This window comes from Paracoccus methylovorus (assembly GCF_016919705.1).
Classification (GTDB): Bacteria; Pseudomonadota; Alphaproteobacteria; order Rhodobacterales; family Rhodobacteraceae; genus Paracoccus; species Paracoccus methylovorus.
Map to the genome: position 1 here is coordinate 220,219 of NZ_CP070369.1, position 13,306 is coordinate 233,524.

The following is a 13,306-nucleotide window of genomic DNA, read 5'->3' on the forward strand; positions in this document are numbered from 1 at the left end:
CCAGTGCCGCCGTCACCTGCCCTTATCGACCCGGACTTGCGGTTTGCCGGTCGCGTCGCGTGTCACCTCGACCTCGTGGCGGTGCGTGCCGATCATCACGCTGGCGCGGAAACCCGGCCAATGCGAGGGCATGGCAGGCGCGACCTCCAGCCTTTCGCCGTCCTTGATGCGAAGGCCAAGGATCTGCTCGACCGCGACGCGGTGCAGCCAGCCGGCCGAGCCGGTGTACCACGTCCAGCCGGCGCGGCCGGACTTTTCGTCGGCGCCATAGACATCGGCGGCCACGACATAGGGTTCGCCGCGATAGATCTGCAAGGTGTCGGCGTCACTGGTATGGCTGATCGGGTTGAGCAGCCGGAACACCCGCCACGCATCGTCGGCGCGGCCAGCGATGCACAGCGCCTGCACCATCCAGATTGCGGCATGGGTATATTGCCCGCCGTTTTCCCGCACGCCGGGCGGATAGCCCTTGATATAGCCGGGGTCCTGCGGCGCATGGGCAAAAGGCGGCGTGAACAGCCGCAACAGCATGCCGTTTTCGTCCAGCAGATGTTCCAGCGCCGCGTCCAGCGCCGGGCCGCGCCGGTCCTTGCGACCCGCGCCCGAGATCACCGACCAGCTTTGCGCGATGGAGTCGATCCGGCATTCCTGCGACGCGGCCGAGCCCAGCGGCGTGCCGTCGTCATAGATACCGCGCAGATACCAGCCGCCGTCCCAGCCGTGCCGTTCCAGCGCCCGCGACAGCCGCGCGGCATGCGCCCGCCAGCGTTTCGCGCGCTCATCCTCGCCACGTTCCTCGGCCAGCGGCGCCATCATGGCGATGGTCTGGGACAGGAACCAACCCATCCACACCGACTGGCCGCGACCCCCGGCACCCACACGGTTCATGCCGTCGTTCCAGTCGCCACCCAGAAACAGCGGCAGGCCCTTTTCGCCGGTGCGGGCAATCGCAAGCTCCAGCGCCAGCACGGCATGTTCGTAAAGCGTGACGCTTCGGTCGCCGATGTCGGGCTGGTAAAAGGCGTCATGTTCGCCCGGTTCCAGCGCACGGCCAAGGATGAAGGGCAGGGGCTCGTCCAGAATCGAGCGGTCGCCCGTGACCTCGACATAGCGCGCCAGAGCATGGCCAAGCCAGACCACGTCGTCGGCGATCAGGGTGCGCACGCCGGCGCCCGTGCCGGGCAGCCACCAGTGCTGCACGTCGCCTTCGGGGAACTGGCGCGAACCGGCTTCGAGCAACTGCGCGCGCGCCCAAGCCGGGTCATAGACCAGCATGGCCGAGGTGTCCTGCAACTGGTCGCGGAACCCGTAAGCGCCCGACGCCTGATAAAAGGCCGAGCGCGCCCTGATCCGGCAGGCGATGGCCTGATAGGGCAGCCAGCGGTTCACCATCAGGTCAAAGGCCGGATCTGGCGTTTCCACCTGCAGGCGGCCAAAGATGTGCTGCCAATGGTCGGTCTGGGCGGTGGCCGCCTGCCGGGCCGTGTCGGGGCGGGCCAGCAGCGGCGCGGCGGCATCGCCGGTCGTGGCGGCCAGACGGAAGGTGACGTTCTGGGTTTCGCCCGGCTCGATCTCGATCCGGGTTTCCAGCATCATCACCGGGTCGCCGTCGTGGCGATGCACGAAACGATGGCCCAGCGTGGAATCGAACCACGCGGGCAGGCAAATGTCGCGGTTGCGCCCTTTCCAGATCAGACGCGACAGGCAAAGCCCGCTGACCTCGCGATCGACGGACATGACCATGCGCTGACCGGCATAGTCGATGGAAAACGGGTTTTCGCATTCCACGGCGCGCGCCTCGGGCAGATAGCGCAGTTGCAGATAGGGCGCGGTCTTGGCACGGGCGCCACCCATCACCGGCTCAAGGAACTGCGCCACGTCCAGCGTCAGCCGCCGCGTGCCGTGGTTCGTCAGCCGCAGACCGACCACACGCAGGGGCGCGTCCGGGGTCAGGCTGTGCAGGGCCGATAGTTCGAGTTCGCCCGACCATGCGGTGAACTCGGAAAAACCGGCGCCGTGGCGGCATTGATACAGCGCCTCGCGCTGGCTGGAGAGCGCCGCATAGGGTGTGTGGATCGCGCCGGTGCCCAGATCGCGGATCAGGATGCCTTCGCCGGGCGGGTTGCTGACCGCGTCGTTCGACCACGGCGTCAACTGGTGGTCGCGAGAATTGGCCGACCACGAAAACCCCGCGCCCTCGGCCGAGATGTGAAAGCCGAAGTCGCTGCGGGCGACGACGTTGATCCATGGGTTCGGCGTGGTCTGGCCGTGGCGCAGGCGGGTGACATAGTTCCCCTGCGCGTCAAAGCCGCCGGTGCCGTTCCAGAACTGCAGATCCTCGGCCGGGAAATCGCTGCGCAGGGGCGGGCGCTGCAAGGGCCGGGCCGGGGGGCGGGTGATGCCGCGCCGCAGGTCGGTCGTCTCCAGCCGCTGGATCTGCTCGGCCAGACTGCCGTTCTGGGCATGGATCACCACGCGAGCCACGGCCAGAACCGTGTCGCGGGTTTCAGCCGACAGCCCATTCGCATCGACCGCAAAGACCGATGGCCGCGAATGCAGCAGTTGCATGCTGTGACACAGGTTGTTCAGCGCCTCGTGCAGATGCGCGGCATAGCTGACGCGCTGTTCGTTCAGGATCACCAGATCGCATTCCAGCCCGCGCATCCGCAGGTATTCCTGCATACGGATCGCCTGACGCGCCACCGGCATCAGGTCGGGGTCGTTGATGCGCAGCACCATGATCGGATTGTCGCCCGAAACCGACATCGGCCACAGCACCGACTGCTGCCCCATGGCATGGCGCACCTGCGAGGCCAGCAACTGGTTGGGATAGACCAGCAGCGCGGCATAGCGGCGAAACAGCGCCGCCTCTTCGGGGGTGATGTCGGCGTGATGCAACTGCACCTGACTGCGGGTCCACGCCATCTGGTGTTCGTTGTCATAGGCGGATTCGTCGGCCAGATGCAGATACGCCTCTTCCAGCGTCTCGCGGTCGGGGGCGGTGACGGTCCAGAAGCTGACCACCGCCTCTTTCCCCGGCTCGATGGTCAGCCGCCGCGTCAGCGAAAAGACCGGGTCCAGCGTATAGCTTTCGCCCTGCGCGATCTGCGCCAGCACCTCTGGGTTGTCCAGCGCCTGCGGGGCGCGGATCGTGTGGCCGCGGCCCAGGAACAGCCGGCGGTCGGTCGCTGCGCCATCGGGCACGCCCGCGCCCGCGCTCAGGTGCATCAGGTGCCGGTCGGGGTCGCCGGGGTTGCGCTTGTTGCGGCGGGCAAAGATGCGGCCGCGCTGGGGCTGGGCCTCGGTCGCGACGAACATGCGCGAAAAGGCGGTATGGGCGCGGTCGGCGGCGTTGTCGTCCAGCACGATTTCGCCATAGCTGGTCAGGGCAAGCTGGCGCGGCCGGTTCGAGACGTTGCGCAGCTTGACCCGCGCGCCGCGCGCATCCAGGTCATCGGACAGGATCACCTCGGTCTCGCAATAGATGCCCTCGCCCAGAGCGGTGAAATTCGCCTTATAGTCGAACAGCCGGGCGGAATAGTCGATCGCCGGGTCGAAACCGGGGGCGGCGCTGGCCGACCACCACCGCCCCGAGGCGAGATCGCGGATAAACAGGAACTCGCCCCAGACATCCGCCGCGGGATCGGGCCGCCAGCGGGTGATGGCGGTGCCGTCCATGCGCAGCCGCCCCGCGCCGCTTGCATCCAGCAGCATCGACAGCCGTCCGTTCGACATGACCGCGACGGTATGGGGGGTGGCTGCCGCATCCGCGACCTCGACGATTTCGGTCCGGCCAGCCTCGGACGGGCCGGGCTGGCGCCGCCGTATCGTTTCGCGAAAAAGCGGCGAGACTTCGCGCGGGGTCTTTTGTTGCAAAAGCGTCGAGACGCTTTCGATCACCGGGTCGGCGTTGAAGCGGTTGCGATGCAGGCCGTCCATCAGGCAGTTGGCAATAGCGATCAGGCTCATGCCCTGATGATGCGCCATCACGCTGCGCACAACGGCGCATTTGTGACCTTGCAGCAGACGCGAGGGGGTGAAATCCACCGCATCGTAAAAGCCGTATTCGCTGCGCGCGCCCAAGGTCGCCAGCCGGCGCAGGTTGCGAAGCGCGCTGCGGGGGCGGAAGGTGGCGGCGATGAAACTGGCATAGGGCGCCACGACCTGATCGTCGCGCAACCAGCGCCGCAACGCCAGTTCCTGCACGCCAAAGGCATAATACTGATAGTTCATCTGGCTGTCGCGGGCGTTATAGGCGCTTTCCGACACGCCCCACGGCCTGCCGGCGCGCAAGCCCTCGCGGATCTGCGCTTCGACCGCCACATCGCAGGAACTGTGCAGGATCGAGCCGGGAGGCTCGTCCATCACCAGCGGCGCCATCAGGTATTCGAACATCGAGCCCGACCAACTGACCAGCGTCGAGCCATAGGGCATCACCGTCATCGGCCGGCCAAGGCGGTTCCAATGTTCGGTCGTCAGGTCACCCTTGGCGATGGCAAAGAACGAAGCCAACCGCGCCTCGGAGGCCAGAAGGTCGTAATAGGACTGATCCAGCGCGTTCTCGGCGCAATTGTAGCCGATGGCAAGAAGCTGGCGTTCAGGGTCATAGAGAAAGTCGAAATCCATCTGGAAGGCAAAGGCGCGGGCGCGTTCGGCCAGCGCCGACATGCGACCGGCCGCCACCGCGACCTCGTGGGGGTCGATGCGGCCCAGTTCCTCCATCTCGTCGCAGGTGGTGACCAGCCGACTGGCCCACCAGTCCAGCTCTCGCACGGCATCGGTGGGGATTTCGGTGACGAGGCCCTGAATCAGCACCTGCAGGTTGGCGGCGGCACGGGCATAGCTCAGCACATGCAGGGGGGCCAGATGCGGAGCCTTGTCGGCGGCCATGCTGATCCACAGGCCGGTGATGCGTTCCTCGATCCGGTCGTGCAGCGGGTTCAGGCTGCGGCGTTCGCGCGGGATCGCCGCATGCAGCCGCCGCATCAGCGACAGGATATCGACCGCGCCCGACAGCTCTGGCAGCAGGTAAAGCGCCGGGTTGCGCGCCCATTCCTTGAGCGCCGAGGACAGGGTAATCAGGTGCCCCGCCAGATTGCCGCTATCCACCGCCGACACATAGCGCACGCCCAAGGGCCGCAAGGTGTCGGTCGCATACCAGTTGTAGAGGTGGCCCTGGTGCCGCTCCAACTGCTCGATGGTGGTCAGCGTGGCCTCGATCCGGTCCAGCGCCTCGCCCAGCGTGATCCAGCGGAACTCATGCGCGGTCACGGTCGAAAGCAGGTAAAGCCCGATATTGGTGGGCGAGGTGCGCTCGGCCAGTTTCGGCTGCGGGTCGTCCTGATAATTGTCAGGCGGCAGGTGGTGGGTTCCGGCATCCACGAAGGTTTCGAAAAACCGCCAGATCTGCCGCGCCTCGGCGCGCCATTCCAGCCGCTCGTCGCGGGTCAGGGGCCGCGCACCTTCGTGCTTGATCGGGCGGGCACTGATCCAGGCGATGATCGGCGCACCCAGCCACAGCGCGCCAAGGATCAGCGCCGGCGGCAGGCTTTGGGGACGAAACAGCGCCACCAGCGCGACAAAACCCAGCGCCAGCGCCAACCCGCCGCGCATCAGCGACAGATAGCCCGCCAGCGTCTCATGCGCACGGCTGGCGATGGCGTCGGCCGTGGTCCATTCCAGCAGACGACGCCGCGACAGATAAACCCGGCACAGACTGCGCACCGAGGCGTCCACCATGCTCCAGGCCATTTGCGGCAAAAGCGTCAGCCGCATCATGAAGGCGGTGATCTGGTCCAGCAATTCGTCGCCGATGACCATCATGTGGCGCAGCGGCGCGACCCCGGACTGGCGCGGCATCAGCCCCATCAGCCAGCCCAGCAATTGCGACAGGCCCACGGAAAGACCCAAAAGCCCCAGCCAGACCAGCGCATCGCCATAGGGCAGCCCGATCAGCGCCACCAGACCCGCCAGCATCAGCAGCACCGGCAGCAGGGTGCGGCGCAGGTTGTCGACGATGCGGAACCGCGCCAGCGCATCCAGACCGTTACGCAGATCCAGCAGATAGGGCAGCAACTGCCAGTCGCCGCGTGCCCAGCGATGCTGGCGAGACAGGTCCACGTCGAACCGCTTGGGATATTCCTCGATAAAGTTCACGTCGGTCGCCAGCGCGGCGCGCAGCCATGCACCCTCGATCAGGTCGTGGCTCAGGACCGTGTTCTCGCGGATCCCGTCCCGGGCCACGGCGAAGGCATCGACGTCATAGATCCCCTTGCCGGTATAGGTGCCCTGACCGAACAGATCCTGATAAAGATCGGATACGGTAAAGACATAAGGGTCCAACCCCTTGTCCTGCGACAGGATGCGCTGAAAGGGCGAGGTCTGGCTGCCGTGTTTCAAAAGCGAGGTGACGCGCGGCTGGATCAACCCGTGGCCACGCGTGATGCGCTGCCGCGCCGGATCATAGACCGGGCGGTTGACCGGATGGGCCATCATGCCCACCAGCATGCGCACGGTATCGCGCGGCATCCATGTATCGGCGTCCAGCGTCACGACATAGCGGATGCCCTGCGGCAGGCGCGGGCCGACATCGACAAAGCTGGTGTCGCGGCTGCCGCGCAGCAGGGCGTTCAGCTCGACCAGCTTGCCGCGTTTGCGCTCCCATCCCATCCAGACGCCCTCGGCCTCGTTCCATTGCCGACGGCGGTGCAGCAGGTAAAAGCGTTGCCCGGTGTGGGCGTATTTATCCGACAACGCCGCGATGCCACGGCGCGCATAGACCAGAAGCCCGGCGTCGCGCGGAGTGGTTTCCTCGGGCGCATCGGTGAAATCCGTCAGCAGCGCAAAGCTGAGCGCCGGGTCGGGATTGGCAAGGTAATGCACCTCGAGATTGTTGAGAAGGTCGTCGATGGTGTCGAGGCTGGTCAGCAGGCAAGGGATCACCACCAGCGTCGCGTATTCGGGCGGGATGCCGTCCTTGAAACCATAGGCGGGCAGTTGCGACGGCGCGATCAGCCGGCTGGCCAGAAAACGCATCAGCGCCAGCCCCGCATCCAGAAAGGCGGCCAGCGACAGCACGATCAGCGTGGCGGCCAATGCGCCGCTGGTCTGCGAGGGAACATAGACCAGACAGACCGCGATGGTCAGCACCATCAGCCCCGCCAGCGGCACGATCAGGCTGAGGATGCCATTGCGGCGCGCAAATCGCGCCAGCCGCTCGCGCCAGACCGGGCGATAGCCGCAATCGGCCTCGAACCGGGCGGCGTCGTCGCCCAACAGCACCACCGAAACCGGGATATCCGGCCGCCCCGCCGCCGCCAGAGCACGCTCGGCCACCTCGGGCTCAGTCAGATCGGAATGGCGCGCGATCATCTCGATACGGTTGCGGATCGCGTTGCGGGTCTGGGGCGCCAGATTCTGGTGGTCGGGATCCTCGCGCAGGATGGCTTCGGTCCGGCTGGTCGCCTCGAACCATTCGCGCCAGTTGATCTCGTCCAGACGCTTCAGCGCGCGGATGATATGGGCAGCCGAGACGTTGTTCGCGGTCTGGCGGTCATGTTCGCTGGCCAGCACCTGTTCGGCGGTCTTGCCCTGCGCCTCGAGCCGGCGGGCCAGTTCGGTGGTGATGGCATGGGTAAGGTCCATGCCCGCATGCAGGCGATAGATCACCTGCGCGACAAAGGCGGGGTTCTGCAAGGCCGGGCCAGAGACCACCTGATCGAATTCCGCAGGCCCCGGTTCATCCTGCGCCATCAGCCGGTCCATGGCGGTGTTGGCGTCGCGCCGGCCGCTGCGGGCGTGCTCAGTCTCTTCGCTCAGCCGCAACATGCGCAACAACAGCGCATAGCGCAGCATCGAGGGCAGCGACCACAGCTCTCCGATGGTCAGCCAGTCGACCTGCTGCGCGCCGGCGATGAAATCGGCAAAGCTGCGCTCGCGCAGATCGCCGTCCACCATGGCGACGTAATCCCATGCCAGCGCCAGCACGCGGGGAATCGGCTCGGCCGCCGGGGGGAAATGGTCGCGCGGCAACGAGCGCAGGAAGGTCGGGCTCAGGTCGCGGGTCAGGTGGCGATAGGTCTCGGCAATGGTGTGGTAATTGTCCAGCAGCCAGCGCGTGGCGGTGGTGATATGTTCGCTCTCGGCATCGGCCTTGAGCGCGGCCTGATACAGCGCGCGCTGATCGCGCGCCGCCTGACCCACATCGAAACGCGCAGCGCGAGGGTCGAAACCCGGGATCTGCAACCCCTGCTGCTGAAGCACCGCGCGCCCCGCCGCCTCGAAGACAGAGGCCGCCGTTGCCCCTGTTCCATCGCCGTCCCGGGTGTCGACCCCGGCCCCATCTGCTTGCATGGTTCCGTCTCACCCCGTCATTATGCCCCAGAGGAAAGGGCCGGGACCGCGGCGGGGTTCCAAAAAACCTGCACACATCGCCGTGCGGCAGGATATCCCCTCTGCAAGTCGCGTGGCCCGCCCGGCGTCACGAAGCTGACACCGCGCCGCCGCATCGCTGTCATCTGCCGGACTTAAAGAGGCGCATCGCGACGAAAAAAGGATTTCGAACCATGCGTCTTGGCCTTGCCCTGCTTGCCTGCTCCATCGCCCCCGCCGCCCTTGCCGAAGAGGTCTTTCCCGCCCGGCTGGCCGGTCACGCCGTCCTGCCCGCCTTTACCATGGTCCCGCCGCCGGCGGACGCCCCGCGAGATCTGTGGATTTCGGGTCGGTTCGCCGCAGGCGCGCGCAACGACGTGCCCATGTCCGTGATGGGCGATACCGGAGCGGCCTATGGCAGCCACCAGACCGGCATCGCGCTGCCGTTTCTGGGCCAGCCGGTGCAGGGCATGTCAGGCTTTGCCATGAACCGGGCCGAGGACGGCAGTTGGTTCACCCTGACCGACAACGGCTTTGGCGCCAAGGCGAACAGCCCCGACGCACTGCTGTTCTTTCACCGCATGCAGCCCGATTTCGCCTCGGGGCAGGTGACGCGGCTGGAAACGGTGTTCCTGCACGATCCCGACCGCAAGGTTCCCTTTCGCATCGCCAACGAGACGACCGAAAGCCGCTATCTGACCGGCGCCGATTTCGATCCCGAAAGCATCCAGTATCAGGACGGCGAGATCTGGATCGGCGACGAGTTCGGCCCCTATATCCTGCGGGCAACGCCGCAGGGGCGGGTGGTATCGGTGCATCAGACCATGCTGGAGGGTGCGGCGCTGGCCGGTCCCGACACCCCCGGCGTCGTCGTTCCCGCGCAACCGGGCACGGATTTCCGCGTGCAGCGTTCCGGCGGTTACGAAGGCATGGCATTGCAGCCGGGCACGGGCCTGCTTTGGGCGATGCTGGAAAAGCCGCTGTTGGGCAGCGACGGCCAGCCCGAGGGCGATTTCCTGCGGGTCATGACCTTTGACACCGCCAAGGCCGATTGGACGGGCGACAGCTATCGCTTCCGCCTGTCCGAGGGTGCCACGGCGATCGGCGATTTCAACTTTATCGACGAAACCCGCGCATTGGTCATCGAGCGCGACAACGGCGAAGGCGACGCCGCCCGCGCCTGCCCCGAGGGCGGCAGCGATCTGTCGGCCTGCTATCCGCAGCCAGCACAGGTGAAACGCGTGGTTCTGGTCGATACCGCCGGCACCGACGACGAAGGTTACATCCGCCGCATCGGCCATATCGACCTGCTGGACATCGCCGACCCAGACGGCAAGGCGCTGGCCGGCCTGCACCCGGCCGAGGGGAATTTCACCTTCCCCTTCTTCACCATCGAAGACGTGGCGCGGGTCGATGACAGCCACATCATGCTGGCCAATGACAACAACCTGCCCTTCTCGGGCGGGCGGCAGATCGGCAAGGCGGCGGACAACGAATTCATCCTGCTGTCGGTGCCGGAACTGCTGGCGGCGAAATAACCGCCGGGGCGCGCGGCGGCCCCGAAAACAATCGACGCCGGGCGGGGACGGGCCTATCATGTTCCCTGGCCGGCAGTCATGCGCCCCGCAAGGGAGCAGGCGAGGCCATGCGCCTGACCGGCCGGATTCCGATGCGGATGCTCCGGAGTGTGGATTATGAACATGGTTTCGATCTGTCTGGCGGCGGGGCTTGCCCTGCTGCCGCTTGGTGCCGCACAAGCCCAGACCCCGGTTGCGGGCGATGGCGGCATGGCGCTTTACACCTTCGATCAGGACGCGGACGGGAAATCCGCCTGCTATGACGATTGCGCCAAGAACTGGCCGCCCTATCTGGGCAACAGCGGCGAAGACAAGGGCGAGGGCTGGACGCTGGTCGAACGCACCGACGGCACGCAGCAATGGGCCTATGACGGCAAGCCCACCTATTACTATGTCGGCGACAAGGCCGCGGGCGAGGTGACCGGCGACGGTCGCGGTGGCGTCTGGCATGTGCTGAACGAATAGGCCGCGCGGACAAAGGGTTGCAACTTCCGCCCGGATGCTTTCCCTTCTTGCCGAAACCGCAAGAGGAGAAAGACCATGAGCCCGCTTGCCCGACGCCTTGCCGCCGGCACCGCCCTTTCGCTGGCACTGGCCGGCACCCCGCATGCCGAGCCGGCGCCGGTGACGAACAGCATCTTCTCCCCCGCCAATATCGCGGCGGGGGTGGTGCGCGGCATGGTCTCTTACGCGCGGATGGTGGCCGATATCCGCTATGGCGGGCTGGAGGTCGACGGCCAGCGCGGCGGGCTGGTCATGCGCGACCTCCAGATCTCCGGCGTCGGCAAGCACAAGAACTGCCAGATTTCGCTGGGCCGATTGCAGGTTTCGGGGCTGACCTTCTGGGGCGAGGACGAATCGCGGATGCGCTTCGACGCCTCGGATCTGTCGATTTCGAACAACTGCTTCGGCACCAATGCGGCGCTTATCGGCGTGGCGACGGGCAGCGCCCGCATCCCGCTGGATTCGCTGTCGGTCGATCTGCGCCAGTCGGCAGGCAGCGGCGCGCTAAGCGCAGATGTTCAGGCGATCAGCCCCGGCATCTCCCGCATAGAAGCCAGTGCGGATTTCGAATATGTGTCAATGTTCTCGCCAGATTTCTTCGAAAAAATCTCGGCAAAAGGCGGGCCCGTGGACGAAGATGGCAGCGACGGCGACAATCCGTTTGGCGACCTTGCGGCCCCGGATGACAGCACGCCACAGTTCGGCCTGCGCGGCACCCTGCGCGCCGCGCATCTGTCGGCCGAGAATCTGGGCATCTGGGAACGGCTGAAACCGCTGTTGCCGCCCGAGATGAGCCGGCCCGAAACCCTGCAGGCGCTGCTGACCGCCGAGCCGGGCAGCGACCTGCACCAGACGCAGCAGGGGTTGGTGCGCGTGCTGCAAGCCTTTATGGCCGAGCCCGGTCGCATCACCGCGGAAATCCGTCCCGCAGCGCCCATCCCCTTCGACACCACGCTGATCTCCGGGCCGGAAGAGGTGGCGACCCTGCTTCAGCCCCGCTTCCTGAACGCGCTGCCGACGCCTTCTGTCGCGCTGGTCGCAGATCCCGCGGATCGGGCGGATGCCCGCGCGCTGGGTCTGGCGCTGGCCACGGGGCAGGGCGTGCCGCAAAACAGCCGCCGCGCCATCGAGCTGCTGACACCCTTGCAAGAGGATGCCGAGGTGGCGCTGGCCCTTGCCGCGCTGACGAAGGGCACCGATCCGGCCGCGGCCTATCGCCACGCCTTGCGGGCAGCGTCGCTGGGGGCCGCAGGTGCCACCATGACGCTGGACCGGATCGAGGCGCGGCTGGACACGGCCGACCTGCTGGCGGCGCAAAGCCCGGCCGATGCGGACCTGCCCGAAGACAGCCTGCTTTCGGCCCCCGCCCTGCGCGATGCGGCATTGGCGCATGAACAGGGGCAAGGCGTGCCGCGCAGCTATGCGTTGGCATGGCGGCTGGCGGCGCTGGCCGCAGCGACGGGGGATGGTCCGGCGCAGGCGCTGATGGCGCGGCTGGACGCAAGGTTCGGCGCCGATCCGGCATGGATCCGCGCGCGCGACAAGGCGGCGGATCTGGCATTGGAGGACTGGACCCGTCACCGGCTGGCGCAACGTCTGGCGGGGGGACAGCGATGAAACGGCTGACCCTGCCGCTGCTCGTCACCCTGACCGCCCTGCCTGCGCAGGCCCAGTCTGATTCGCAGCCGGTCGAGCCCTCGGCCCTGTCACGGGAAATCGCGCAAAACGGCATCGCCCCCACGCTGGAACGGCTGCACGCACTGCCCACCCCCACCCCGGACGAGCGTTTCGCCATCGCCGGGCTGGAGTTTCTGGGCGCGGTCGAGTCCGCCTATCGCTGGCGCGTCAGCTATGGCATCGGGCCGGTCGGCGGCATGCTTTTCGGCTCGGCCGCCGATCTGCCGCAAGCCGTGCCGCCGCAGCCGATGCCGCCCGAGGCGCTGGCCCGGCAGGCCGAGGCCACGCTGGCCGCAATGGATCGCAGCCGCGCCGCGCTTGACGGGTTGGCCGCGGGCGCAGAGTTCGGGCTGGCGATCTCGCTGGACGATCTGTGGTTCGACGTGGACAGCGACGGCCGGCGCAGCCCGGACGAGGGCGCGGCCGAGCTCTTGGACGGCATCATCTGGTCCAGCCTGCCCGGCTTCGACTTCGAAACAGGAGAGCCCATACCGCCGGCCGCCTTGCCGGTGATCCGCTTCGACCGGGCCGATGCGGCATGGCTGACCGCCTATACCCATCTGGTCTCGGGCGGGGCAGAGCTGCTTTTGGCATTCGACCCGACGCCGAGCCTGCAAAAGGTTCTGAGCACGCGCGCCCGCATCGACGAAAGCCGTATGGCGGGGGACGAGGGTTTGTTGCCGGCGATGATGGACGATTTCATCGACCCGCTGGCCATCGCCATCGACATGTTGCGCCAACAGCCCGACGCCCAACGCACCCGCGCCGCGCGGGCGCATTGGCAGCAGACCATCGCCAACAACCGGCAATTCTGGACGCTGGTCGCGCAGGAAACCGACAATGCCGGCGAATGGATTCCGAACGACGCGCAGGTCTCGGCGACAGGCATCGCCTTTCCGCCCGGCACCGGCATCGCATGGCAGGCGGTGCTGGCCGATGGCGAGGCGTTGCTGGAGGGCAAGGCCACCATCCCCTTCTGGCGCGGGCCACTGGGGATAGACATGGGGGCATGGCTGGAAAACCCCGCGCCGCTGCCCGTCGATGGCGTGATCCAGGGCTGGGCGGTGGCCGGGTATTTCTCGGACGCGCCGCCGGTCAACCCGGAAAGCTTTCAGCGTTTCTCGGACATGCTGCTGGATACCGGGCCGTTTCTTGCCATGGTCATGCTGAACTAGCGG

At 66.9% G+C, this 13,306-nt stretch carries 5 protein-coding genes; 4 read left to right on the plus strand and 1 reads right to left on the minus strand.

The window, feature by feature from the left end; all coding sequences use genetic code 11:
• Nucleotides 1–12: 12 nt before the first annotated feature.
• Nucleotides 13–8,352, minus strand: coding sequence for a GH36-type glycosyl hydrolase domain-containing protein (locus JWJ88_RS11970; RefSeq protein ID WP_205295577.1), 8,340 nt, complete (start codon nt 8,350–8,352; stop codon nt 13–15).
• Between the two features lie 212 nt (nt 8,353–8,564).
• Here JWJ88_RS11970 and JWJ88_RS11975 point away from each other — a divergent pair, with 212 nt between their 5' ends.
• The 4 genes from JWJ88_RS11975 to JWJ88_RS11990 all read left to right on the plus strand — a co-directional run bounded on the left by JWJ88_RS11975 (nt 8,565) and on the right by JWJ88_RS11990 (nt 13,303).
• Nucleotides 8,565–9,908, plus strand: coding sequence for an esterase-like activity of phytase family protein (locus tag JWJ88_RS11975; protein ID WP_205295578.1), 1,344 nt, complete (start codon nt 8,565–8,567; stop codon nt 9,906–9,908).
• Nucleotides 9,909–10,070: 162 nt separating this feature from the next.
• On the plus strand, nt 10,071–10,412 hold the full coding sequence (locus JWJ88_RS11980; protein WP_407673905.1) for a COG4315 family predicted lipoprotein: 342 nt from the start codon (nt 10,071–10,073) through the stop codon (nt 10,410–10,412).
• A 75-nt stretch (nt 10,413–10,487) separates the two neighbouring features.
• The gene (locus JWJ88_RS11985) at nt 10,488–12,068 is read left to right on the plus strand and encodes a hypothetical protein (protein WP_205295192.1); all 1,581 of its coding nucleotides are present in this window, start codon (nt 10,488–10,490) and stop codon (nt 12,066–12,068) included.
• A complete protein-coding gene (locus tag JWJ88_RS11990) occupies nt 12,065–13,303 on the plus strand; it encodes a hypothetical protein (RefSeq protein WP_205295193.1) in 1,239 nt (412 codons plus the stop codon). Before JWJ88_RS11985 ends, JWJ88_RS11990 begins: the two co-directional genes overlap by 4 nt.
• Nucleotides 13,304–13,306: the final 3 nt, after the last annotated feature.

Bases quoted from the DNA above. Each gene is read 5' to 3' on its own strand.
- JWJ88_RS11990 (WP_205295193.1), top strand. From the start codon at position 12,065: ATGAAACGGCTGACCCTGCCGCTGCTCGTCACCCTGACCGCCCTGCCT.
- JWJ88_RS11970 (WP_205295577.1), bottom strand. From the start codon at position 8,352: ATGCAAGCAGATGGGGCCGGGGTCGACACCCGGGACGGCGATGGAACA.
- JWJ88_RS11985 (WP_205295192.1), top strand. From the start codon at position 10,488: ATGAGCCCGCTTGCCCGACGCCTTGCCGCCGGCACCGCCCTTTCGCTG.
- JWJ88_RS11980 (WP_407673905.1), top strand. From the start codon at position 10,071: ATGGTTTCGATCTGTCTGGCGGCGGGGCTTGCCCTGCTGCCGCTTGGT.
- JWJ88_RS11975 (WP_205295578.1), top strand. From the start codon at position 8,565: ATGCGTCTTGGCCTTGCCCTGCTTGCCTGCTCCATCGCCCCCGCCGCC.